Source organism: Citrobacter sp. CFNIH10 (genome assembly GCF_002934585.1).
Taxonomy (GTDB): domain Bacteria; phylum Pseudomonadota; class Gammaproteobacteria; order Enterobacterales; family Enterobacteriaceae; genus Citrobacter_A; species Citrobacter_A amalonaticus.
On record NZ_CP026216.1, the window covers coordinates 3,950,582 to 3,974,563 of the forward strand.

General features: G+C 52.7%; 19 protein-coding genes and 4 pseudogenes. 4 read left to right on the forward strand and 19 right to left on the reverse strand.

Going from position 1 to position 23,982, the window contains the following annotated elements:
• The first annotated feature begins 163 nt into the window (after window positions 1–163).
• Entirely contained in the window at window positions 164–892 is a 729-nt protein-coding gene (gene mpaA, locus C2U53_RS22875; protein ID WP_043000573.1) for a murein tripeptide amidase MpaA, read from the forward strand.
• Here mpaA and ycjG read toward each other — a convergent pair.
• Window positions 867–1,832, reverse strand: coding sequence for an L-Ala-D/L-Glu epimerase (gene ycjG / locus C2U53_RS22880; RefSeq protein ID WP_043000572.1), 966 nt, complete (start codon window positions 1,830–1,832; stop codon window positions 867–869). The two genes, mpaA and ycjG, sit on opposite strands and share 26 nt — an antisense overlap.
• Before the next feature lie 121 nt (window positions 1,833–1,953).
• On the opposite strand from ycjG, the gene tpx reads away from it, so the two are divergent.
• Window positions 1,954–2,460, forward strand: a complete 507-nt coding sequence (gene tpx, locus C2U53_RS22885; RefSeq protein ID WP_104446494.1) for a thiol peroxidase — start codon at window positions 1,954–1,956, stop codon at window positions 2,458–2,460.
• Between the two features lie 43 nt (window positions 2,461–2,503).
• Here the strand turns inward: tpx and tyrR are convergent.
• From tyrR to C2U53_RS22915, 6 genes and pseudogenes are all read right to left on the reverse strand, one after another.
• Window positions 2,504–3,601, reverse strand: a pseudogene (tyrR, locus tag C2U53_RS22890) (transcriptional regulator TyrR); the annotation flags it as partial.
• A 262-nt stretch (window positions 3,602–3,863) separates the two neighbouring features.
• Window positions 3,864–4,886, reverse strand: coding sequence for an IS110 family transposase (locus C2U53_RS22895; RefSeq protein WP_000156887.1), 1,023 nt, complete (start codon window positions 4,884–4,886; stop codon window positions 3,864–3,866).
• Window positions 4,887–4,966: 80 nt separating this feature from the next.
• A pseudogene (locus C2U53_RS22900) lies at window positions 4,967–5,410 on the reverse strand (transcriptional regulator TyrR); the annotation flags it as partial.
• Window positions 5,411–5,559: 149 nt separating this feature from the next.
• Window positions 5,560–6,621, reverse strand: coding sequence for a YcjF family protein (locus C2U53_RS22905; RefSeq protein ID WP_044267155.1), 1,062 nt, complete (start codon window positions 6,619–6,621; stop codon window positions 5,560–5,562).
• Window positions 6,618–8,015, reverse strand: a complete 1,398-nt coding sequence (locus tag C2U53_RS22910; RefSeq protein ID WP_043001924.1) for a YcjX family protein — start codon at window positions 8,013–8,015, stop codon at window positions 6,618–6,620. The genes C2U53_RS22905 and C2U53_RS22910 overlap by 4 nt, the downstream gene beginning before the upstream one ends.
• A 154-nt stretch (window positions 8,016–8,169) precedes the next feature.
• Complete coding sequence (locus C2U53_RS22915) at window positions 8,170–8,865, reverse strand: alpha/beta fold hydrolase (protein WP_161220226.1); 696 nt, start codon at window positions 8,863–8,865, stop codon at window positions 8,170–8,172.
• A gap of 220 nt (window positions 8,866–9,085) precedes the next feature.
• On the opposite strand from C2U53_RS22915, the gene C2U53_RS22920 reads away from it, so the two are divergent.
• Window positions 9,086–10,096: a LacI family DNA-binding transcriptional regulator gene (locus C2U53_RS22920; RefSeq protein WP_043000568.1), complete on the forward strand. Its 1,011-nt coding sequence runs from the start codon at window positions 9,086–9,088 to the stop codon at window positions 10,094–10,096.
• 38 nt (window positions 10,097–10,134) lie between these two features.
• Here C2U53_RS22920 and C2U53_RS22925 read toward each other — a convergent pair.
• Window positions 10,135–10,752 (reverse strand): annotated as a pseudogene (locus tag C2U53_RS22925) (OmpG family monomeric porin); the annotation flags it as partial.
• Window positions 10,753–10,786: 34 nt separating this feature from the next.
• Between C2U53_RS22925 and C2U53_RS22930 the strand changes: the two are divergent.
• Window positions 10,787–11,755, forward strand: coding sequence for an IS5-like element IS903B family transposase (locus C2U53_RS22930; protein WP_000654802.1), 969 nt, complete (start codon window positions 10,787–10,789; stop codon window positions 11,753–11,755).
• Window positions 11,756–11,815: 60 nt separating this feature from the next.
• Here the strand turns inward: C2U53_RS22930 and C2U53_RS22935 are convergent.
• From C2U53_RS22935 to C2U53_RS22985, 11 genes and pseudogenes are all read right to left on the reverse strand, one after another.
• Window positions 11,816–12,106, reverse strand: a pseudogene (locus C2U53_RS22935) (OmpG family monomeric porin); the annotation flags it as partial.
• Between the two features lie 76 nt (window positions 12,107–12,182).
• Window positions 12,183–13,262, reverse strand: coding sequence for an ABC transporter ATP-binding protein (locus tag C2U53_RS22940; protein ID WP_043000566.1), 1,080 nt, complete (start codon window positions 13,260–13,262; stop codon window positions 12,183–12,185).
• A gap of 10 nt (window positions 13,263–13,272) precedes the next feature.
• Entirely contained in the window at window positions 13,273–13,935 is a 663-nt protein-coding gene (gene pgmB, locus C2U53_RS22945; RefSeq protein ID WP_054176234.1) for a beta-phosphoglucomutase, read from the reverse strand.
• On the reverse strand, window positions 13,932–16,208 hold the full coding sequence (locus C2U53_RS22950; RefSeq protein ID WP_104446495.1) for a glycoside hydrolase family 65 protein: 2,277 nt from the start codon (window positions 16,206–16,208) through the stop codon (window positions 13,932–13,934). The genes pgmB and C2U53_RS22950 overlap by 4 nt, the downstream gene beginning before the upstream one ends.
• Window positions 16,205–17,260 carry a Gfo/Idh/MocA family protein gene (locus C2U53_RS22955; RefSeq protein WP_104446496.1) on the reverse strand — a complete coding sequence of 352 codons (1,056 nt, stop codon included), beginning with the start codon at window positions 17,258–17,260 and terminating at the stop codon, window positions 16,205–16,207. Before C2U53_RS22955 ends, C2U53_RS22950 begins: the two co-directional genes overlap by 4 nt.
• A gap of 9 nt (window positions 17,261–17,269) precedes the next feature.
• Window positions 17,270–18,058 carry a sugar phosphate isomerase/epimerase gene (locus C2U53_RS22960; protein WP_043000562.1) on the reverse strand — a complete coding sequence of 263 codons (789 nt, stop codon included), beginning with the start codon at window positions 18,056–18,058 and terminating at the stop codon, window positions 17,270–17,272.
• A 19-nt stretch (window positions 18,059–18,077) separates the two neighbouring features.
• Entirely contained in the window at window positions 18,078–19,130 is a 1,053-nt protein-coding gene (locus C2U53_RS22965; RefSeq protein ID WP_044327764.1) for a zinc-binding alcohol dehydrogenase, read from the reverse strand.
• Between the two features lie 28 nt (window positions 19,131–19,158).
• Window positions 19,159–20,001 carry a carbohydrate ABC transporter permease gene (locus C2U53_RS22970; protein ID WP_044267167.1) on the reverse strand — a complete coding sequence of 281 codons (843 nt, stop codon included), beginning with the start codon at window positions 19,999–20,001 and terminating at the stop codon, window positions 19,159–19,161.
• Complete coding sequence (locus tag C2U53_RS22975; RefSeq protein ID WP_043000559.1) at window positions 19,988–20,869, reverse strand: carbohydrate ABC transporter permease; 882 nt, start codon at window positions 20,867–20,869, stop codon at window positions 19,988–19,990. The genes C2U53_RS22970 and C2U53_RS22975 overlap by 14 nt, the downstream gene beginning before the upstream one ends.
• A gap of 20 nt (window positions 20,870–20,889) precedes the next feature.
• A complete protein-coding gene (locus C2U53_RS22980) occupies window positions 20,890–22,182 on the reverse strand; it encodes an ABC transporter substrate-binding protein (protein ID WP_104446497.1) in 1,293 nt (430 codons plus the stop codon).
• A 13-nt stretch (window positions 22,183–22,195) separates the two neighbouring features.
• The gene (locus C2U53_RS22985; RefSeq protein ID WP_104446498.1) at window positions 22,196–23,905 is read right to left on the reverse strand and encodes a sugar phosphorylase; all 1,710 of its coding nucleotides are present in this window, start codon (window positions 23,903–23,905) and stop codon (window positions 22,196–22,198) included.
• Window positions 23,906–23,982: the final 77 nt, after the last annotated feature.

The following is a 23,982-nucleotide window of genomic DNA, read 5'->3' on the forward strand; positions in this document are numbered from 1 at the left end:
TATTCACGATGGCGTAATTATTTGTTTCGCCTGAAGGAAATGCAAACATCTTCCTGCAGAAAATTGATATTACGACTAAAAATCCGTCCATGCGAAAACGATTTGATTATCGACCCAATTTGCACAACACTGCGAGTAATAATCCCTGAATTCAGAGACGCTTATGACCGTTACCCGCCCTCGCGCCGAACGCGGCGCCTTCCCGCCAGGAACTGAACATTATGGTCGTTCACTGTTGGGCGCACCGCTGATCTGGTTTCCGGCAGCCGTCGCCAGTCGTGACAGTGGCTTGATTATCGCGGGAACGCATGGTGACGAAAATGCATCGGTGGTCACGCTCTCCTGCGCACTGCGCACGCTGACGCCTTCACTGCGCCGCCACCATGTGATCCTCGCAGTGAACCCGGACGGCTGTCAGCTCGGTTTGCGTGCGAACGCTAACGGCGTCGACCTTAATCGCAATTTTCCGTCAGCAAACTGGAAAGCCGGCGAGACGGTTTATCGCTGGAACAGCGCTGCGGAAACGCGTGACGTGGTGCTGTTGACAGGGGATCATCCGGGTTCGGAACCGGAAACTCAGGCGTTATGTCAGCTCATTCACCGCATTCACCCCGCGTGGGTGGTTTCTTTCCATGACCCACTGGCCTGTATTGAAGATCCCAAAAGCAGCGAGCTCGGTGAATGGCTGGCGCAAGCGTTCGAACTACCGCTGGTGACAAGCGTTGGTTACGAAACGCCCGGCTCTTTCGGCAGTTGGTGTGCGGATCTGAATTTACACTGCATCACAGCGGAATTCCCACCGATCTCATCAGATGAGGCCAGCGAGAAATATCTCCAGGCGATGTCCACGCTTCTGCGCTGGCATCCTAAAGATGCAGTTGTCCGGTCGTAAAGTGCAATGCGGGCTCCACATCGACCGCCAGCCAGGTAGGACCATCAAGATCGGCAAAGCTGACCTGCGGCGTCAGCGGTAATGCGGCAGAAATGGCCCGTGACGTGCAAAGCATGCAGCCCAGCATCAGGGCAAATCCTTGTTCGCGGGCATCGGTAGCCAGCGCCAGCGCCTCGGTCAGTCCGCCGGTTTTGTCCAGCTTGATATTGACCATTTCATAACGCCCATGAAGCGCTTTCAGGCTGCTACGGGTATGACAGCTCTCATCGGCGCAGATCGGCAGCGGATGGATAAAATTTTCCAGCGCGGCATCATCCTGCGCCGGAAGCGGTTGTTCCAGCATCGCGACACCCAAATCGGCTAACAGCTGGCAGCGCGCCGCCAGCCCTTCCGCCCGCCAGGACTCATTGGCATCGACAATTAAGGTCGCCTCCGGTACTGCCGACCGAATCGCCACCATACGTTCGCTGATCAGGCGATCGTCCAGCTTCACCTTCAGCAGCCTGGCTCCGGCTTCCCATAGCGCCGCTGCGCTGGCCGCCATTTGTTCCGGGCTACCAATCACGACGGTCTGTGCGGTGGCAATTGTCGTCGGCAACGCCACGTTAAGGGTTTCCGTCAGCGTTTGTTGCTGCTGGCGTGCCTGGAGATCCCACAGCGCACAGTCAACCGCGTTGCGTGCCGCACCTGCCGGGAGCAGTTTTTGCAGCGCTTCCCGGGTCAACCCCTTTTCCAGTTGCGGGACAATGCTCATGATCTGTGCCATTACGGAGGCATCACTTTCCCCGTAACGCGGATAGGGCGTGCACTCACCAATCCCTTTCACACCCTCTTCTTCCAGTTCAACCACCACGACACGCGCCTCACTGCGGCTGCCACGGGCAATCACAAAAGGGGTATGTAACGGCCAGGCTTCCTCGTATACCTTCACAGAACGCATTTTTTCTCCTTAAGCAATGACGTGGTGGTTTGTGCGCTTCACCGAAATAGCGTTTGCCGTGTTATCGGCTGTTGGCATAAACTAGCTGTGACGTTAACTATATGTAAACAGGAAGATAACCATGTCACAAACCGTTCATTTCCAGGGCAACCCGGTTGCAGTCGCCAACTCCATTCCTCAAGCGGGTAGCAAAGCGCAGCCTTTTACCCTCGTGGCAAAAGATCTGTCTGACGTCGCACTGAGCCAGTTTGCTGGCAAACGCAAAGTCCTGAACATTTTCCCGAGCATCGATACCGGCGTTTGCGCCGCATCGGTACGTAAGTTTAACCAACTGGCCACCGAAATCGACAATACCGTGGTGCTGTGTGTTTCTGCCGATCTGCCGTTTGCCCAGTCCCGCTTCTGTGGCGCTGAAGGTCTGAGCAACGTTATCACGCTGTCCACGCTGCGTAACGCTGAATTCCTGAAAAACTACGGCGTTGAAATCACCGAAGGCCCGCTGAAAGGTCTGGCTGCGCGTGCGGTCATCGTTCTGGATGAAAATGACAACGTCATCTTCAGTCAACTGGTGAATGAAATTACCAACGAACCTGACTATGCCGCTGCGCTGGAAGTCCTGAAAGCGTAAGGTCCCCGTCATACAAAAATGCCTCCATTTCGGAGGCATTTTTTTACTCTTCGCCCTTCTTCTGATTCAGGCCATATTCACGCAGCTTATTCGCAATCGCGGTATGGGAAACCCCCAGGCGTTTCGCCAGCTTGCGGGTACTGGGATAACTGCGGTAAAGCTGGGTTAACACTGAGCGCTCAAAACGGCTGGTGATATCATCCAGCGACCCCTCCATCGCATCTTCACCTACCGCAACCGTCGTCGCATCGTAGTCAGGCAGCAAAATATCCTGCGGTCGCAGTTCGTAACCTTGAAGCTGCGTCAGCGCCCGGTAGATGGCGTTTTTCAGTTGACGCACATTGCCGGGCCAGCCGTAACGGGTCAATACCGTACTGAGATCGGCAGCCAGTTTAGGACGCGGCACGCCCTGCTCATCGGCGAAACGCGCCACAAACAGTTCAGTCAGCGGCATGATGTCCTGCGGACAATCGCGCAGCGGCGGCAGATTCAGCGTCAGCACGTTAAGGCGATAATAGAGATCTTCGCGAAACAGCCCTTTCTGCACCAGTTCAACGAGATTCTTTTGCGTCGCACAGATCACGCGCACATCGACATGTACCTCATGATCTTCCCCCACCCGACGAAACGTACCGTCATTGAGGAACCGCAGTAGCTTGGTCTGCATGCGCGGCGACATTTCACCAATCTCATCAAGCAGCACCGAACCGCCGTTTGCCTGCTCGAAGAAGCCTTTTTTGCCTTCTGGCGCATGACCAAACAGTTCGCTTTCCACCGCATCTTCAGGGATCGACGCGCAGTTGAGCGCCAGATACGGTTTGCCCGCGCGCGGGCTGGCCTGGTGACAGGCATACGCAAACAGATCTTTACCGGTGCCGGTATCGCCGGTAATCAACAGCGGCGCACTCAGCATCGCCAGTTTGCGCGCCTGTTCGACAACATGCTTCATTTTGCCGCTGACGGCGATGATTTGGCTAAAAGCGCTGACATCCTGGGTTGCCAGATTCTGCAACTGACGTCCCATCCGGAGTGTTGAACGCAGCATGACCACCGCACCGGTGAGCATGGTTTCGTCAGTTTCCCCTTGCAGATAAACCGGCGTGATTTCCATCAGGAAATTCTGCCCGTTGATCACCACATGTACTATAAGGACTTCCCCGGCATGTCAAAGCCGGTATTTATGGTTTCTGTCTGCTCTTCAGTAAAAATAAAGGGGAGAGACTGCGGTACTATAAACGGCCATGATGAATCGTCATCGATTCGGGCCCTGATGAAAGACGCGCGTGAGGTTCTTGTTCGTTAAGCGGATACGTATATCCTGTACAATAGCCAGATAGGCCTCACGGGGTCTAACCCTTTATCATCAACGAATTGCAGGTCAGATGGTTATACAGCTTCGAGCTTTAGTTGACTGAGTACAGCCGGAAATCATCACCGTAATGTAGTGATGCCCAACACAGCCGCGCATTTTTGGCGGCGATGGCCACAACAGCCCGCCAGTACCCTCTGCGCTCAACCAACATACAAACCCAACGGCTGAATGAGTCAGTCCTTTTCCCGGCGCCAATAAGCACTGAACGAGCCCCCTGAACCAGAAGCGTTCGCAGATACGAATCACCGGCTTTTGTGATCCTGCCGAGTTTCGACTTTCCCCCGCTGCTGTATTGTGATGGCGTCAGCCCCAGCCAGGCTGCCAGTTGACGTCCATTTTTAAAATCATGTGCATTACCGATACTGGCGACCAGTGCACAGGCCGTTGTGGGACCAACGCCCTTTAGCTCCATCAGCCGCTGACTGCGATGATCTGTTTTGGCTATGTGGGACAAAATTCGGTCATATTCAGTGATGTTAGCTTCAATGCGATCAACGTGTTCCATCAAATCATCAACACATTGCTGAACCTGAAGCGGTAAAGAGCTCTTCTGCACAGAAACCATGTGGCGCAGGGCATCAGCACTTTGTGGCGCGATGACACCGAATTCAGATATCAATCCTCGCAGACGATTATACGTTGCTGTTTTCTCTTCGATAAAACCCTGACGGGTACGATGTAAACACTGCATGGCCTGCTGGCTTTCGTCTTTCACTGGTACGAACCGCATATGCGGACGACGAACAGCTTCACAGATAGCCTGAGCATCAGCTGCATCATTTTTTCCTGATTTTCCGGCCATACGATAAGGCGATACAAACTTAGCAGCCATCAGACGTGGCTCATGACCATACTGCCGAAACAATCTTGCCCAGTAGTGAGCCCCGGAGCATGCTTCCATCCCGATAACACAGGGAGGCAAACTTGCAATTAACTCAGGAAGTGCAGCACGCGATACTTTAGGCTTAACCAGAACAGTTCTACCATTTTGATCAACACCGTGAACAGCAAACACATTTTTAGCAAGATCGATACCGACAGTCGTGATAGTCATAACGAATTCCTCCGGGACGATGTGTACCCCATGATTGCACAAGAGTTAATCAGGCGCATAATCAGGGGAAGTCCCTTCCATTCGTTATGGGACGTCTGCGGATTGCCTTCCAGCCAGCGCTGGAAGTTAAAACCGTTGATCAGTTGCGCAGCGGTATGGTTGCGCATCCGCTCCGGGTTAAGCGCAAACAGCTGGCAGCTTGCCGGGTTCGCTATCTCAATCTTGCTTTTCAGATCCAGCGACAGAACAGGTTCAGGCAGTGCCTCAAGCAGCGCGCTAAGCGCGAGGTGCTCCCGCTCTGATGGCATCCATGGCACAGTGCGTACATCGGTGACGCCTGCAATGCGGCGAATTTCCGCCATTAAACTGCTGAAGTTAGTGAACTCCAGTTCAGCAAAGTTAAGGTAGATTCGCCCGATGGGGTCAATCTCTATACCGCGCAAATCGATGCTGCGTAGCACCAGTAAATCAAGTAATTCGCGAGTCAGACCAAGTCGGTCTTCACAAAAGACTTCCAGACGCATGGGGGAACCTTCAACTGAATAATGAGCTATAGATATGATGATAAGCCAGGAATGGGGAACCAGGAAGGATTCTGTCAACAAATATTGACAGCATGACGGAAAAACAGGCGGTTCGGCGTAAAGTTACGCGGTCAACGCCTGTGATTAGATTACTTTTCTCGCGGGGAGCCGTTTTTCTGCAACGTCTCTTTGAGCTGCCCGATCAATTGACGCCGGAAATCACCCAGGCGCGGTTTGTCATCGTCCAGCCACGGCAACGGGCGGCAAAGCTCCATCGCTTTGATCCCCAGTCGTGCGGTTAACAACCCCGCGCCGATCCCCTGCGCGGCTCGGGTCGACAGGCGCGCCGCGAGATCCTGCGACATCCAGTCCATCCCCACTTCCCGTACCAGTTCGCTGGCTCCGGCAAAAGCGATGTTGAGCAACACCAGTCGGAACAGACGCAAACGGCTGTAATAGCCCAGCTCTATCCCGTACAGCGTGGCGATGCGGTTAATCAGTCGCAAATTGCGCCAGGCAATAAATGCCATATCCACCAGCGCCAGCGGACTGACTGCGATCATCAGCGTCGACTCCGCCGCCGAACGGCTGATTTCTCGCCGCGCCTGAGCATCCAGCACCGGCTGAACCAGATGGGCGTAAAGGCTGACCACTTCGCGATCGTTCTGCGTTTCGTGGATCGAGGCATACCAGCGCTGCAACGCCGGATGCGACTGGTCGATTCCGGCCTGCTGGGCCAGTTTCTCGCAGAAGGCCCGTCCTTTGCCGGCACCGTGGCTGTGCAGCAGGTCACGCGCTTCATCGCGCTCGTGAGCACGCTGACGCAAACGCCACAGACGTCGCCATTCGGTTGCCACCGATCCGACTCCCGCCCCAATAATCAGCGCCCCGGCCGCGCAACCGCCGAGCGCCACCCAGTCCTGGGTTTGCCAGGCGTTCATTGTCCACTGAACACCTTGTCCCACCACGCTTACGCCGAACAGCGCCAGGCCGCCCATCACCATCTTGCGCCACAGACTGCGCTTCGGGCGTAGCGCCGCGTCAATCACCGCTTCGGCTTGTCCCTCTTCTTCCAGCGGTTCATCAACGGTGGCCGGGGCAAAGGACTGAGCTTGCGTCTCGCTAAACGTTTGTTGCGCTTTAAAAGCCGGGCTCTGCTCGACGTCAAGCGGACCAGCGAAATCAATCCGCGGTTTTATCGGTTCGCTCATCGCAATTTATCTCCTATTAAAAACTCCAGCGCGGCATCCAGGCGAATGTGCGGCAGCGGCTTATCGACGTCCATTTTTTGCGGTCGAAATGCTTCAAACTGAAATCCCTGGCGGTCCCAGAACGCCTGTCCCGGCAGACGTGCCGGCACTTCACCGGGGTAGACCGTCAGCGGAGAGCCATCGCTTAAGCGATTCCCGCGTAGCGCCGGGATCTTCTCACCGTTCACGTCAATCAGCCCGCTGGTGGTAGCCTGAACGGAGGCCAACCCCAGACAATCCATGCTGATCCCTTCAAACGCGGCGTTCTGCCAGGCATCCTGAATCAACTGTTGCAGCAGCGACACCATATTGGCGTGCTGATCGATCGTCACATGATCCGCTTTGGTGGCAGCAAACAGCAGTTTGTCGATCACCGGTGAAAACAGCCGACGGAACAGCGTACGCTGACCGTAATGGAAACTTTGCATCAGTTGAGTTAAGGCAAGACGCATGTCGTTGAACGCCTGCGGCCCGCTGTTGAGCGGTTGCAGGCAATCCACCAGCACAATCTGACGATCGAAGCGCAGAAAATGGTTCTTATAAAACCCCTTCACCACCTTTTCGCAGTAATAGTTAAAGCGTTCACGCAGCATCCCGGCGTTAGTCTGTTTGTCTGCCTGAGCCAGTTTTGATTCACCCCACGCGTCCACATCCGGCCAGGGGAAAAACTGCAACGCTGGCGCGCCGGCCATATCACCAGGCAGGACGAACCGCCCCGGCTGGATGAAATGCAGTCCCTGCTGTTTACATTGATGCAAATAGTCCGTCCACGCTGCCGCAATGTCGGCCAGGCGGTTCTCATCGGCGGGTGCCAGCGGATCCAGCCCTTGCGTCAGCTGTCGCCATTTCGCCGACCATTCCGCTCGCTGCCCGGTAAGCAGACCGGTCATTTGCCGTGACCAGCTCAGGTAATCCTGCGCCAGCATCGGTAGATCGAGCAGCCATTCGCCGGGATAATCGACAATTTCCAGGTACAGCGTCGACGTCTCTTTGAAGTGACGTAGCAGAGAGTCATTGGATTTATAGCGCAGCGCCAGGCGAATTTCGCTGACCCCACGGGTGGGCGTCGGCCACGTCGGCGGATCGCCATACAGCTGTGCCAGCCCTTCATCGTAGGTAAAGCGAGGAATGCCAAAATCTCGCTGGGGGACACGTTTCACCCCGAGCAGGCGCTCCTCGCGTACTGCGCTAAGCAGCGGCAGCCGCGCACCGGCATGGATATTGAGCAACTGATTAACCATCGCCGTGATAAATGCGGTTTTTCCGCTCCGGCTCAGCCCGGTGACCGCGAGGCGCAAATGCCGGTCTACACCGCGATTAACCAGCGCATTGAGTTCATTGGTGAGTCTCTTCATCGCCATCCCGTTATGCCTGAAGACCAGAAAAAAGTATAACGCATCCCTCTAATATAGGGGCAGGTCGTTGATTTTCAATCGGGTTGTGTCGAGTGGGATGTTCACCCGACTGACCCCGTTAAGGGAAAACAGGACAGGCTGAAATAAAAGTATGCTAATGAGCTAAGCAGCGTTCAAAAGCCGAGCGAACACTTTCATAGCATGCTCTTGAACGCATCAACTGCTCCCAGATCGAGTTATGACCCGCCCCATCGATCGTGAGTAGTGTCTTTTGGCAGGCCTGCGCTGCCGACGAGACCAGTTTTTTCGGTATATCGGCAGGGATGATGGTGTCATTTTCGGCAGCGATAACCAACAAATCACCGGTAAATTCAGCGGTGATGGCCCACGCATCCGTCGCGTCCCAACTGCGATCCTGGCGTATGATGGCCGAAAAATCGGGGCCAAATTTAACCGGATACGCGGGCGTGGCATAGACACCTGGCACCATCAGAATCAACGAGCGCAGCGGAACCATTTTACTGAGTTGAAGCGCATTGTACGCCCCCATGCTGACGCCCACACAACCGGTAAAAATCTGCCCCTGAAAATCCATCACCGCCGTTGCCTGTTGGGTGCGGCTCAACAACGAGGAATCGCGAATGTCGCCGCCGGTTTCTCCATGACCTAAAAAATCGAATATCGTCGTTCCAAAACCTGACTCATCCAACATAACGCGATACTTGTGGAAAATGGTTCTGTCTTTCCCGCCGCCGTGTAGCATCAGGACATGTCCATTGCGGCCAAACGTACTTTCAGCGTAAAGCGTTTCGCCCTGAAAAGGGACCAGGAAAGAGTGGCTTTGCATCATGAGCGTCGCATTATTAAAGGATGGGATATCAGGTTTTATCAAACCCGATAACTTCATGCAATGGTCTGCAATCAAACTGCCGCGCCAGGTTCGGGCTGCCACAGAAATGCTGATTCATGAAGTTCATTGCTACACGGCACAATCCACCGCGCTGTGTTGTCAACCGCAGACTAACTCCCTAAGATGTATGGTATTAACTCTCCGATGGAGTTGCAGGAGTATGACCCCCACTATTTATGATATCGCTCGCGTGGCGGGTGTGTCGAAGTCGACGGTCTCGCGCGTATTAAACAAGCAAACCAATATCTCACCGGAAGCGCTGGAAAAAGTGCAGCGCGCTATTGATGAACTGCAGTATCAGCCGAATAAACTGGCCCGCGCCCTGACCTCATCCGGGTTTGACGCCATCATGGTGATTTCAACACGCTCGACCAAAACAACTGCTGGTAACCCCTTCTTCTCTGAAGTTTTGCACGCCATTACCGCAAAAGCAGAGGAGGAAGGTTTCGACGTGATCCTACAAACGTCACGTAGTACTGAAGACGATCTGCAAAAGTGCGAGAGCAAGATTAAGCAGAAGATGATCAAAGGCATTATCATGCTTAGTTCGCCCGCAGATGAGACTTTTTTCGAGCGTCTGGATAAATATGATATTCCAGTGGTGGTCATCGGTAAGGTAGAAGGTCAATACACTCACGTTTACTCAGTCGATACCGATAATTATCGTGACAGTATTGCACTGACTGATGCCCTGATTGACAGCGGCCATCAGAATATTGCCTGTTTGCATGCACCGCTGGAATACCATGTTTCTGTTGATCGCGTAAATGGCTATAAGCGCAGTCTGGCGACGCATCAACTGGCAGAGAATAAACGCTGGATTATTGATGGTGGCTATACGCACGAAAGTGCGCTGGAAGCGGCGAGAGCATTATTAAACCAGCACCCCTTACCGGATGCTGTTTTTGCCACCGACAGCATTAAGATCCTCAGTTTGTATCGCGCAGCGTCGGAGAGAAAAATTGCCATTCCGCAGCAGCTGGCGGTCGTCGGTTACAGCAACGAAATGCTCTCTTTTATTCTCACCCCTCCGCCCGGCGGCATTGACGTCCCTACACGTGAACTCGGCGAGCAAAGCTGCGATCTGTTGTTTAAGCATATTGCCGGGAAAACCGACGCTCGCTCCATCACCGTCGAAACCCGTATCTCTCTGACCGCATCTCTGGCCTGAGCGAATGGCTGCCCGTAATTGACGGGCAGCCAGGGCTATCAGAAGGCGTAGTTAACGCCTATGCCCGCATAATGGAACCGGTCACTGTCACCTTCATCGTGATCTTCCCACTCATAGGCATATTCCAGCGTCATCGACAAACCATTCTGGAAATCATAGGCATACTGTAATCCGAGACGGTTGAAGTCATGACCTTCATGCTCCGGATCGTCTCGCCAGTCCCAGTTTGACCACCGATCCAGACCAATACGGGTATAGGGTGTCAGCGTGGTATTGCCCAGCGAAATCGGTAAATAGGCGCGAATTTCCTGAGTAGAAAACTCGCCATTATTACGATGTTCAGCAAGGTTGAAACCGCGCTCCAGATAGTAATTTACCGTCAGTCCCACCGTTTCATTAAAGGTATAATTCAGGCCCGTTTCGCTTTCGACACGACTGTCTGAATAGCCGGTGGTCGTCAGATCGTTGACGAATTGATACATCGCCAGCCATCCGCTAAAGCGCAAATCATCCGTGAGCTTCACATTCCAGTCCGGCGCCACTTTCCAGCGCTGCATATTTGCGGTGTCTTTGCCCGCTTCATTCACATAGTGATAGCCGTAGTTACGAAAGCCACCCGTCAAACCAAAACTGAAATCATCACTTTCCAGGATCTGATGGCTTTGTTGAATAAATCGAACTTTTGCTGAGTTGAAGGATCAGATCACGCATCTTCCCGACAACGCAGACCGTTCCGTGGCAAAGCAAAAGTTCAAAATAACCAACTGGCCCACCTACAATAAAGCCCTCATCAACCGTGGCTCCATAACTTTCTGGCTGGATGATGAAGCTATTCAGGCCTGGTATGAGTCAGCAACACCTTCTTCACGAGGCAGACCTCAGCGCTATTCTGACCTTGCCATCACGACTGTGCTGGTCATTAAACGCGTATTCAGGCTGACCCTGCGCGCTGCGCAGGGCTTTATTGATTCCATTTTTTCTCTGATGAACGTTCCGCTACGCTGCCCGGATTACAGCTGTGTCAGCAGGCGGGCAAAGTCGGTTAATATCAGTTTCAAAACGCCCACCCGGGGTGAAATCGCACACCTGGTAATTGATTCCACCGGGCTGAAGGTCTTCGGTGAAGGCGAGTGGAAAGTCAAAAAGCATGGTCAGGAACGCCGCCGTATCTGGCGTAAGCTGCATCTGGCAGTTGACAGCAACACACATGAAATCATCTGTGCAGACCTGTCGCTGAACAATGTGACGGACTCAGAAGCCTTCCCGGGTCTTATCCGGCAGACTCACAGAAAAATCAGGGCAGCATCGGCAGACGGCGCTTACGACACCCGGCTCTGTCACGATGAACTGCGGCGTAAGAAAATCAGCGCGCTTATCCCACCCCGAAAAGGCGCGGGTTACTGGCCCGGTGAATATGCAGACCGTAACCGTGCAGTGGCTAATCAGCGAATGACCGGGAGTAATGCGCGGTGGAAATGGACAACAGATTACAACCGTCGCTCGATAGCGGAAACGGCGATGTACCGGGTAAAACAGCTGTTCGGGGGTTCACTGACGCTGCGTGACTACGATGGTCAGGTTGCGGAGGCTATGGCCCTGGTACGAGCGCTGAACAAAATGACGAAAGCAGGTATGCCTGAAAGCGTGCGTATTGCCTGAAAACACAACCCGCTACGGGGGAGACTTACCCGAAATCTGATTTATTCAACAAAGCCGGATCTGATAGTGAACTTCCAGTTCCGGGCGATCAAACCAGGTACCGCGTTTGCCAGCACTATAGTCAACCGGGCCTTCCTGATAATAGGCCAGGGATATTCTCCACGGACCGTTCGAGGCATTAAAATAGACAGACGGTTCAGCAAGTCCGTCCATATCTTCGCCGTAACCTTCAACGTTTTCAATTTCGTACATGGCACCAATATTAAAATGCCAGTCTTTATTATCGGCAGCCTGCGCGCAGGCCATCCCAGCGCATATCAGCAGCGCTGAAGAGGACAGTAAGGTTTTCATTTTTATTCCTTGTTAAAGTACAGATAAATAAAATATCGCGAAAGCCAGGGGGCCACGCTCCTGGAGATATTTATTGTTAAATAGCGAATTCCGTCTCTACGTCAAAGAAATGGCATTTCGCCATATCAAAATGGATGGTGATATTGTCTCCTGCATAATAGTCATTAACAGACCCGGCACGGACCACCAGCTCGTGCCCCCCAATCGTGCTGTACAACATAAATTCTGCGCCGGTCAGTTCCGCCACGCTTATTTTTGCTGTCACGCTATTCTCTTCTTGTATTCCAGGGTGAATATCCTCCGGGCGGATCCCCAGCACGACAGCTTTATGTTCATAACCCTTCGCTTTTAATATCCGTAATTTGTCTTCCGGAAGGGTTAATTTAAGGGTTTCCGTAACAAATTTATTTCCGTCAATCGCACCACGGATAAAATTCATTGCCGGAGAACCGATAAAACCTGCAACAAACATATTTGCGGGATGGTTATAAACCATTTTGGGCGCTCCAACCTGCTGGACGATCCCATCCTTCATGATCACAATCCGCGTCGCCATGGTCATGGCTTCTGTCTGGTCGTGCGTGACGTAAATCATGGTGGTATTCAACTTCTGGTGTAGTTTGCTGATCTCTGCGCGCATCTGGACACGGAGTTTGGCGTCGAGATTAGAGAGCGGCTCATCCATCAGAAACACGCCCGCTTCACGCACAATGGCCCGGCCCAGCGCAACACGCTGGCGTTGCCCGCCCGACAATGCGCCAGGTTTGCGCTTGAGGTACTCGCGTAAACCGAGGATCTGCGCTGCCCAGTTGACGCGTTCGTCAATAACGCCGGGATCAATCTTTTGCATCTTCAGACCGAACGCCATGTTGTCATAGACACTCATGTGCGGATACAGCGCGTAGTTCTGGAAGACCATTGCAATATTGCGCGCCTTTGCGGGCACATCATTCATCCGCTTACCGTCGATCAACAGTTCGCCGGCGCTGATCTCCTCAAGCCCCGCAATCATTCGTAGCGTGGTTGATTTTCCGCATCCCGACGGGCCGACAAACACGATGAATTCTTTGTCTTCAATTTCCAGATTGAAGTCTTTAACCACATGCACCTGGTTGTCATAAATTTTCTGTATATGCTGCAACGAAAGCTGTGCCATGTTGATTCCTTTACTTGTCGAGTTGCCAGAAAGCCGATAAGCGCGGCCACGTCAAAAATTCCGTTGTCGGAAGCAGCAAATCTGCGCCGGTTAAGGTGGATCCAATACCCACCGAACGCATTCCGCTGGCATTAATCGCCTCAATCCCCGCCTGCGCATCCTCTATTCCAATACATGCCCGCGGATTAACGTGCAGACCGTTGCACGCCGCGAGAAAAATCTCCGGATCCGGTTTAGAACGGCGGATCAGCGCGGCATTGGCGCAAAAATCGAATAACGATGTCATTTGCAACGCCTGTAAGATCGCGGGCGCATTCAATGACACTGACGCCAGTCCGGTTTTTATCTGTTCCGTACGCAGCGTAGTCAGCAGTTCCTTAATTCCCGGCAGTACCGCCTCCGGCGTCAGTGAGCGCAGCGAGTCAACATAAAGCGCATTTTTACGCGCGGCGATCTGCTCCCGTTCCGCCTGGGTGAATACCCCTTCTTTTCCACCGTGACGCAAAATACGCAGCAGCGACTCACCACGACTGATCCCTTTCAGGCGATCGTTGAACACCTCATCAATCACGATTCCCAATTCAGCAGCCACCTGTCGCCAGGCAAGAAAATGCAGATGTGCCGTATCGGTAATGACCCCATCAAGATCAAACACTATTGCCTGTGGTTTCATTCTTTTCCCCTTTCCGTGGTAGCGGTCCCAAAAACAGGCAAAATCATGTCAGGAAATGCGAGTTTGTATTCACCGTCAATAATGATTGGCTTTGCATTAAGCCACAGCGTAACCGGTCGTGAACTGCTTATCGTCACGTGACTTTTGCTGAGCGAAATCATCATCTCGCTTCCCTGCCAGTACAGAGGGAACGTCAGTTTTTTCCATCCCTCTGGCAGCGCCGGGTCGAGGTGCAGTGCACCGTTACGTACGCTCAGCCCCGCAAATCCCTGAATCGCCCCCAGCCAGATGGCCCCCGTTGCCGCCGCGTGGATGCCGTCGTCGCAACTGTGCGGATCGTCGCCAAGATCGATCTGCGCGCCTTCATGCCAGAACTGATAACCCTGTTCTGGGTCGCCACAGCGTGCCGCTACGATCCCGTGAATCGCTTTACTTAAAGAGGAGTCATGTATGGTGCGCGCTTCGTAGAAATGGAGATTGTTGAGGCAAACTTCCGCTGTGAACAACTCCGGGAGCATATAGGTCAGCATCACCACATCCGCTTGCTTCAGAATTTGCAGTTCATTGACTTCCGCCCGCGAGTAATCCAACAGGATCGTCTGCTTGCCCGCCGTTGTCTTGTACGCGCTCAGATCAATAGCCGGTTTGCTGAGAAACGTATCATCCTGCGGTAAAATGCCATCTGCCAGAACCTCTGGTCGCCATAAGAACTGGAGAAAATGCTCGGCACGATGAATAAACGCGTCGTCCGTGCAACCATAGCGACGGGCAAAATGCAGTGCCTGCTCGACGTTGTAATACGCCATATAGTTAGTGAAGGCGTTATTATTCACGTGTTCGGTGTATTCATCCGGGCCAATGACATCATGGATCTCAAGTCGCCCCTTCACTTCCGTTGTACGACTCAGCCAGAACCGTGCCGTTTCCAGTAGAAGCGTTAGTCCTTCATGGGACATAAATTGCTCATCGCCTGTGGCCTGCCAGTACGCCACAACGGCCCAGGCAATATCGGCCACCAGATGATGTTCCGCCTGCGCAGAAGCCACCTTCTGACGTAATCCGGTTCGAATGTTGATCGCCGCGAACTCCGGCGTCTCTTCATCACCGCTGCGCGCGCTTTCCCATGGAAACAGCGCCCCCTGCCAGCCGTTTATTCGCGCTTTTTCCCGCGCCCCGGCCAGATTATGCCAACGGTAGCGCAACAAATTCCGCGCGACGTCAGGGTAAGTGAGCAGATGAAAAGGAAGCAGAAAGACTTCGGTATCCCAGAAAACGTGTCCTTTATAACCTTCACCGGTCATCCCCTTCGCGCCGATGCTACAACGCTCATCATGGGCAGGTGTCATAATCCGTAAATGATACAGGGCGAAGTCCAGCGCACGCTGATCGTCTGCGTTTACGCTATTCACTTCTACTCGACAATGCTGCCACCAGCGCTGCCAGTTGGCGGCGGATTGCGCCAGTAACGCGTCATAACCCAGCCCCACGCAGGCATTCAGGTGCAGAATCCCCTTTTGCCCCCAGCTTTCCAGTGAGACATCGCACTCTGTGGTCCAGTCCACCCATGTGAGTTTTTCCAGCGTCAGGCATTCCCCTGCTTTCATCAACGAGCTGGTGTGCTGCATCAGCCGCCGTTCTTTCGCTGTAAAGCAGGACTGCGCATCACCGTTGACGCGGCAATGTGTGGAAACAGCGACATGACTTCGACCATCCTGAGTGGTGTAAATCCCTTGCAGGAGATGTTGTCCGAACACCCGCAACTGCGTTTCATCCAGATGCTGGCGACCATGGTTGGTGATTGTCGCGTCAATGCCGGTCGATAACGCAATTAAGGCATCGCTGTCGAGCGGGGTAATCGACAACGTCGTCGCCAGGAGTGGCAATTGCTCTGCTGAGACAAAGCGTCGACTCTCAATGGCGAAACGCGCCCCGTCAGGCGCACGCCAGATCAGCGAACGCGTTAACTCGCCGGTAGCGAAGTCGATCTGTCGCTGCCAGCTTTCGAGAGTTCCGCTGAGCAACGAGAAAAGCTCACCATTCAGGAAGATGTCGACGCCAATAACGTCCGGAAGGTTCACCCGTTCATTGATTTCCCCCTTCCCGGACCGGTGATACAACCCGGCCAGATACATCCCACGCGTTTGATGAGTATAAGCTTCTTCGTGGCTGGCGCGACACCCCAGGTAACCATTGCCTGTCGCCAGTAGTGAGGCATATTTATTCAGGCTGTGCGGACAAAAACCCGATTCGGATAACGTAACTGGCTTGCTCATAATTCAACACACATCCCTGTTTCTGCAGACTGATACAGCGCCGCCACCAGTTGCTGGATCAGCCATCCCTGTTCGGCGTCCGCGATAGTGACCGGCTCACCGCGAACATGATTCACGAAAGCTTCCATACTGCGAAAATGACGCTGATCGTCTGCACATCCGCGGGCAAATAGCGTCTCCAGTTCGCCGCCCTTATCGGTATAGACCTGCGCCGGGAACAGCGTTGCCCCCGCTTTGTCACCACAAAAATTCACATTCATGATGGATTGTTCGGGGATATTCAACGCAAAGGAGGTTTCAAGACGCAGAATGCTGCCGTTGTGGAACTCGACGGTGCCAAACAGAGAATCCTCTACGGTATAGGTCGTCGGATCCCACTCACCGAACTGGCCACAATTTTTCTGTGTGCCAATTTTCTGAAAACTGTGGGCCCAGACCCGTTTCACCATTGGGAACCCCAGCACATACATCGCGGCATCCAGCATGTGAATACCAAGATCGATCAGCGGCCCGCCGCCCTGCAGCGCTTTATTGGTAAAAACCCCCCATCCGGGAACGCCGCAGCGACGCAGCGCTCTGGCGTTGGTCACGTAGATTTCACCGAGAACGCCCGCCATGACCTGCTCACGCAGTAACTGCGTATCCAGCGCGAACCGATGGTGGAAATCATAGGCCAGTACTTTACCCATACGACGCGCGGTATTACGCATCTCCAGCGCCTGATCCGGGGTCATCGCTGGCGGTTTCTCACACATCACGTGACAACCGGCCTCCAGTGCCAGCAAAGTATGCTGGTAATGAAAACGATTCGGTGAACAGATGCTGACGATATCGGGCTTTACCTTCTGAAGCATCGCCTGCGGATCGTCCCAGACCTGCGCATTGCCGTATTTATCTGCCAGCGTTTGCGCCTGATAACGGCGGCTGTCACAGACAGCCACCAGTTCCAGATCCTCGCGGGTGCAGTAGTACGAAGCATGAACTTTATCCGCTACCTGTCCGGCGCCAATGATGGCAACGCGAAGCGGAGAACGAGTCATTGCACTTTTCACGGCAACCTCTTAGCAGGTACGCAACCAGGCCAATGACTGACGGTAGGCTTCCGGCAGATTTTCTGCCCGCACCCGCCCTTCATACACCACGTAGCCCTGATAGTTATCTTCGCGCAACTGATCAAACAGCATGCTGAAGTTCAGGCTGCCGCTGCCCGGTTGATAGCGATGATTATCCGCGATATGCACATGTCCCAGCAGATCGCGGTTATCGTGCAGCGCCTTCGCCATATCATCTTCTTCGATATTCATGTGGTAGAAATCGCCGATGATCTGTACGTGCTTCAGATTGTTTTCCACAATGTACCGACGCGCATCCGCCAGCGTGTTGATCATATGATCCTGATAACGGTTAAGCGGCTCGAGATAGACGGTGGTACCGGTACGTGCTGCCACACTGTCAAGGTAACGTAGCGAGTCGCTGACTGCTTTGCGATCGCCAGCCAGACTGCGCGGCGAGGTCATTGGCGGTAGACGGAAGGTAAACATTCCCCAAGCCGCAGGCACAATGATGCCCTGCCCGCCCACTTCCGCCAGCGCTTCAAGAATGCGTTCGATCTGCTGTAATCCGTTCAGACGACGCTCTTCGATGAAATCGCCGATCCAGCCATCATAACCACCGCAGGCGGTCGTGACTGGCAGGCCCGTTTCTTTAATGGCGGCCTTGACTTCATCAAGGTGATTAACCAGCAATTTGCCGTCGATCTCAAAGCCATCAAAACCCATCTCTTTGATATAGCGAAACTTCTCCAGAATATTTTCCGGGAAAAATGCCTGATTCTGTGTGCCGATTTTCATTGCTCGTCTTCCTTTACGCTTAAAATGTGACGCCCATTTTGATGCTCTGTTCCGGATGTCTGTCGACATACTGCATATAGCTTTCCGGACTAGCCGCAAAGGTCACCACCGGGTCGATAAGATCCTCACAGTTAAGATAACCATTCATCAGCAGTTCCCAGCAGGTCTCCTCAATACGTTTGCGACTCCAGCGCGGATAGTCCGGGTTCGGCTCGCTGCACGCGCGCGAGAAGACAATTCTGGCGTTATTGAAATGGGCTTCGCGCCCGAGATTGAAACCTTCGGCAAAGGGTTTGGCAAACGCGACATAAGAGATAGTGCCGCCATAAGCCAGCCCACGTAGCGCGGACTGCAACGCGTCGGCATAGCCGCTGGTTTCGATGATGACATCCGCCCCCTGCTTACCGGTCAGCATTTTGATCTCTTTACCGACATCAGTACCCATCGGATTCAGGCAGAAATCCGCGCCGTGGCGGCGAGCGATATCACAACGATGGGCGATCGGATCGATGCCAATGACTACCGACGCGCCAGCTTTCTTTGCCAACTGGACAGCTATCTGCCCAATCGCGCCAAGACCAACGATGACGACGAAATCACCTACCCGCACGTTGGCATCACGCACGCCGCTCATCGCAAACTGAGCCGGGTCGTAGCACACCGCGTTTTTCCAGCTCGCCCCCTGCGGCATCTTGCGGAGTTTGTAGTTATTGACGCCGTTAATAATGACCGTTTCGGCTAAAGGGGCGTAACCACAGACGCTATCACCAATGGCATAGTCAGTGACGTCGCTCCCGCACTCGATAATGTCGCCAACGACCATATTGCCGAGCTGGAACTTACCAAACTCAATACCGCGCGGCGCGTCTTTCGCACGTGGCGTAAACATTTGCCATTCGCTATTAAAATCTTCATCAATAAACGGACTGGCGGCGCGAAAATCCACCACTTCCGTACCGTGTTTCGGTGCGCCAAACCGCACGCGAATTTTCACCTCATTCGCCATGACGGCGCGATCGTCATACTCTACCAGCGCCGCGACGCGCGGTTCTGTTGCGACTAACTTCTTCATTTACCACTCCTTGTTTAAACTGGCCGCTTTAGCCCTTCACGCCACCCGCGGTCAAACCACTCTTAATAAACCGTTCCGAAAGCGCATACATAATGACAACCGGTAATGCCGTCACCAGCGACGCCGCCATCATCCGCCCCCAGATATAATCCGGTGTACTGAACAGGGTGTTCAGGCCCACCGGCAACGTGAAATTGCTGGCGCTGGAAAGAAAGATCGAGGCGAACAGATAATCGTTCCAGGCCACCATAAAGCAGTAGACAAAAACCGATACCAGTCCGGACATCGCCAGCGGCACGGTAATGCGAAAGATGATTTGCAGGCGATTCAGCCCATCCATCATCGCTGCTTCTTCAATCTCATCCGGAATCGTGTCGAAATAACTTTTCAGCATGAATACGGCGGTCGGCAACGTCTGGGTGACCATGGTGACAATCAACGCCATTTCTGTGTCGTAAATGCCCAGCGCGGTAATGATTTTGAACAGCGGGACCACCAGCAAAATGCCGGAGAACATGTAGACGGTGTAAAAACTGGCATTGATGGTCATCCGCCCTTTAAAACGCAGTCGGGACAGCGCGTAGGCACCGAGCGTGCCCAGGAATACCGCCACCACTGATGACACAACGGAGACCAGCAGGCTGTTACGAAAGTAATCAATAAACGGAAAAATCAGTGGATTAAAAATGTCGATGTAATGCTCAAGCGTCCACTCTTGCGGCAGCAATGTCGGGTGCAATGAAATCGCTTCTTTCGCGCTTTTGAACGACGTCATTAACATCACAAAAAAGGGAAACAATGTGATGATCAAAAACACAATCAGGCCACAATAAAAGCCCACGCGTCCGAGTCTGCGTTTATTTGTTGCCATTGAGGTTCACCCTATTTCTGGTCAGTAAAATGACGGCGAAAATAATGATAAAAAGCACGACGGAAATGGCTGCAGCTTTACCTAAATCATTAAAAGCAAAAGCTGTTTTGTAGAGATACACCCCGAGAATGTCGACCTTTGTCGTCAGCAGGTACACATCGGCAAACATATAAAACATCCAGATGGTACGCAGGGTAACCACCGTCGCCAGGACCGGCATAATGGCGGGCAGCGTGACGATACGAAAACGCTGCCAGGCATTCGCGCCATCCATTTCGGCTGCTTCATAGAGCGATTTATCGATGGTCTGCAAAATTGCCAGAAACGAAATAAAGGCGTACGGGAAATAGCGCCAGATGGCAAACAGCACCACCAGCACGAAACTGCTACCGGGATTGTCGAACCACAAGGGGGCCTGATCGTACAAATGCAGCAGATCGACTCCCAGATAGTTCACGATGCCGTATCCGCTGTTGAACATGTACTTCCAGGCAAAGACCAGCGAGATAGACGGCGTGACATAAGAGAGAATCACCAGTGAGCGCGCCGTCTTGCGTAACCGGAACTCGCGATTAAAGAACATCGCCACCCCGAGTCCGAGCACGGTACTGCCCGTCACCACCAGCGCGGTATACCAGACCGTCATCCACAACGAATGCCAGAAATCCGGATCGGAAAGGATGCGAACGTAATTCGCGACCCCAACAAACGTGGCGTTGATACGCGGATTCAGCGGCAGGCGCAGAAAGCTGATTTCAATATTCGATAGCATCGGCCATGCCACGAGTCCACCCAACAGAATCAAACTGGGTGCCAGCAATAGCATCGCAAAGGGCATATCGGAGCGACCGGAGAATAATCGGGCCATAACGACGTTCCTCTTACCCATCAACGCTGCCCTACCAGGGCATCCAGTTTTTGCTGGCTTTTCTGAAGCGTTGTCGGGAGATCGGCTTTGCCTACCGTCACGTTATGTACCGTCGTGCTTATCACGCCGGAACCGGTGACGTCCCCCATACGGGTGAAGTTCTTATCCCCTACCGCGCCAAAAACCTGAATATTCGGTAGCTCAGCAATGAGTTGTGCCGGGAGCTCACCTAACGCTTTAATCACGCTGTTGTTTTGCCAGGTTTGGGTTTTTACGACCTCCTTATTGACCGGCAACGCAGCGCCCGGCGACATCATTACCCAGTCAGCGATGTTGTCTGCCTGTTCCATAAACGCGACAAACTTCTCGGCTGCCGCCGTCTCCTCTTCTTTTTGCCCATTCGTGATCGTCAGTGAGGTCAACATGCCATAAACGGCCGCTGTCTTTTCGGTCGGAACCACAAAGCCCACGTTCTGGGGATCCCCTTCTTTAATTATCGCGGGGAGAATGTAGGTGGAATAAATCGCCATCGGCGCAGTACCATTCATAAAGGCATCTTTCACCTCCATGATGTCGTTAGAGCCCGGCATCGTGGTGGCGGCCAGATCGCGGTAATATCCCAACGCCTGATTCATTTCAGGCGTGTTGAACGTGATGTGGCCCTGGGCATCAAAGACGTTGGCATTATTGGATAAGGCAAACTGCGAGAAGGATTGCTCCGTCAGCACGCTTTCTGCGGTCGGCAGGGCAATGCCATATTTTTTATGCGCCGGATCATAGAGTTTTTGCGCAGCGGCAAGCAGCGTTTCCCAGTTTTTCGGTTCATCCAGTCCCGCCTGAGCAAGGATGTCTTTGCGATACCAGATACCGCCGATCCAGGCGCTCACCGGAACCCCTGTCCACGCGCTGCCATCTTCGGTACGAACGATGCGCAATACGCCATCGTAGAAGATATCTTCCCCGACCTTCTGAATGACGTTCGCCACCGCATCCCGATCGATTAACTGCTCTTTATCCATGACCTTGGCATAGTCATGACTGGTTTCGATCACTTCCGGTAGCGACCCGCTTCTCGCCAGCGTAATAACTTTGGTGTTATAGGCATCTTCTTCAACCGGAACCTGTTTAACACTGATATCTGGGTTCGCTTTTTCAAAGCGTTTAATCAGCGTGGTAATAACGGCCTGGCGCTCCTGTTCCACAGAAGAGTGCATAAACTCAATTGAAACATGGGCGGGTTTATCATCCTTACAACCAGAAATCAGGGCGCAGGAAACCAGTGCTGATAACAGCACCATTTTAGTTTTGATCATCAGATATTCCTTTTTATTTTTTAATCCACATAACCTGCCAGGGTTGCAGTGTTAATGTCTCTCCGGAAACACTCACTCCGCTAATTAAATCAACGCCTGTATAAATACTGGCATCAATGATTTGTTGGCGATCGCTAAAATTAAAAAGTGCATTGATTTTTTTATGTTCATCGGCCGAGCGAATAATCCGCAGAACAGAAGGTGTCAGACAGCGAATATCAAACATGCTCTCGGGATGAAACGCCTTATTACCCCTGCGAATAACAATTAATCGGGACAACGCCTGATAAATCTCATGACGAAGAGAACCTTCAGTCATCAATTCCTGTTCAATTGATTTTTGCTCATATTTTTTTCGGTTAATAGCCCGGTTATAACCGTGTTTTTCGACGCCTTCGTAGTCATTGCGCGACCCCAGAATGCTCTGAATATAAATCGCAGGAACGCCAGGGAAGGTTAATAGCAGAACATGGGTGAGAATAAATTTGGCAAGGCGTTCTTCATCGCTGTCATCCTGATGGCCTAACGCATCCATCCAGGTCACATTTAATTCATACGGACTCCGGGTGCCATCTGGATTATTTTTCCAGTTCACTAAGGCCCCTTCTTTCTGCAGGTCCGTCACCAGTGTCAGAATATCGTCTTCCGCTAACAGCCCGCGCAGTGGATTCAATCCAATGCCATCATGCGAAGCCAGAAAGTTGAACCAGGTGGTCTCTGTCGAAGGCAATGATAACGACTGCGCCCATTGGCACAGCACCCGGCAATCCTGGCGATGCAGGGAGTGCAGGACAAGTGGCGGCAAAGAGAACTGATAAACCATATGTGCTTCGTCATGCCCGTTACCCAGATAGGAAACATTGTCTTTGTGCGGGACATTGGTCTCAGTAATGATGACCGTGCCGGGGGCGACCTCATCTGCTATCGCGCGAAATAACTTGATCAGTTGATGCGTTTTTTCCAGATGAATGCAGGTCGTACCCGGCGTTTTCCACATGTAGCCAACGGCGTCCAGACGTACATAATCGGCTCCGTGTTCCAGGTAGGTCAGCAGTACGTCAATCATGGCAAGTAGCACGTCCGGGTTACTGTAGTTGAGATCAACCTGGTCTTCGCTAAATGTCGTCCATAAATAACGAACGGATTTATCCTGCATGGTAAACGGTGTTAATAACGGCAATGCCCGTGGACGCGTTACGGCATGTAAATCAGTCTCTGGGTCCATCTCAATAAAAAAGTTTTCGTATCCAGGAGCTTGCCGCAAATAACGTTCAAACCAGTCACTTTTTGCTGACATATGATTGCAAACAAAATCAAACATCAAACAACAGGAGCGGTTTAACTCACGAATATCATTCCACTCGCCGGCTTCGGGAGACACCTGATAGTAATCAATAACCGAAAAACCATCATCTGATGACCAGGGGTAAAATGGCAAAAGGTGAACATGTGAGAATACCGAGGAAAACCAGCGCATCCAGAACTGATTAAAGGTTGGCAGCGGTTTTTCTTTCTCGCTATGAAATTGATCGGCATACGTAATGAGCACCACATCACTTTCATCCCAATGAGGTTTACGCTTTTTATTAATAATCTTACGCGCCCTTTCCATGCGCATTTTTAATGATCCATCGTGAAGCCCTGTCCATGTATCGCCATAGACGGCGCTGAGGCATTCCTTAATTTTTCGGTTCACTTTGTTTTTCAGTGGTAGCGGTCCCATGACAAAAAAGACTACTCTCGAGGAAATTAACTGTCAATGCAGTGAAAGAGGTTAAAAGCAGGAATTAATAGAATTTT

Coding starts and splice junctions, on each gene's coding strand:
- C2U53_RS22975 (WP_043000559.1), bottom strand. CDS start 20,869: ATGGCCCGATTATTCTCCGGTCGCTCCGATATGCCCTTTGCGATGCTA.
- C2U53_RS22915 (WP_161220226.1), bottom strand. CDS start 8,865: ATGATGCAAAGCCACTCTTTCCTGGTCCCTTTTCAGGGCGAAACGCTT.
- C2U53_RS22965 (WP_044327764.1), bottom strand. CDS start 19,130: ATGAAGAAGTTAGTCGCAACAGAACCGCGCGTCGCGGCGCTGGTAGAG.
- C2U53_RS22940 (WP_043000566.1), bottom strand. CDS start 13,262: ATGGCACAGCTTTCGTTGCAGCATATACAGAAAATTTATGACAACCAG.
- C2U53_RS22910 (WP_043001924.1), bottom strand. CDS start 8,015: ATGAAGAGACTCACCAATGAACTCAATGCGCTGGTTAATCGCGGTGTA.
- C2U53_RS22905 (WP_044267155.1), bottom strand. CDS start 6,621: ATGAGCGAACCGATAAAACCGCGGATTGATTTCGCTGGTCCGCTTGAC.
- C2U53_RS22950 (WP_104446495.1), bottom strand. CDS start 16,208: ATGAGCAAGCCAGTTACGTTATCCGAATCGGGTTTTTGTCCGCACAGC.
- C2U53_RS22920 (WP_043000568.1), top strand. CDS start 9,086: ATGACCCCCACTATTTATGATATCGCTCGCGTGGCGGGTGTGTCGAAG.
- pgmB (WP_054176234.1), bottom strand. CDS start 13,935: ATGAAACCACAGGCAATAGTGTTTGATCTTGATGGGGTCATTACCGAT.
- C2U53_RS22960 (WP_043000562.1), bottom strand. CDS start 18,058: ATGAAAATCGGCACACAGAATCAGGCATTTTTCCCGGAAAATATTCTG.
- tpx (WP_104446494.1), top strand. CDS start 1,954: ATGTCACAAACCGTTCATTTCCAGGGCAACCCGGTTGCAGTCGCCAAC.
- mpaA (WP_043000573.1), top strand. CDS start 164: ATGACCGTTACCCGCCCTCGCGCCGAACGCGGCGCCTTCCCGCCAGGA.
- C2U53_RS22970 (WP_044267167.1), bottom strand. CDS start 20,001: ATGGCAACAAATAAACGCAGACTCGGACGCGTGGGCTTTTATTGTGGC.
- C2U53_RS22980 (WP_104446497.1), bottom strand. CDS start 22,182: ATGATCAAAACTAAAATGGTGCTGTTATCAGCACTGGTTTCCTGCGCC.
- C2U53_RS22985 (WP_104446498.1), bottom strand. CDS start 23,905: ATGGGACCGCTACCACTGAAAAACAAAGTGAACCGAAAAATTAAGGAA.
- ycjG (WP_043000572.1), bottom strand. CDS start 1,832: ATGCGTTCTGTGAAGGTATACGAGGAAGCCTGGCCGTTACATACCCCT.
- C2U53_RS22895 (WP_000156887.1), bottom strand. CDS start 4,886: ATGACTATCACGACTGTCGGTATCGATCTTGCTAAAAATGTGTTTGCT.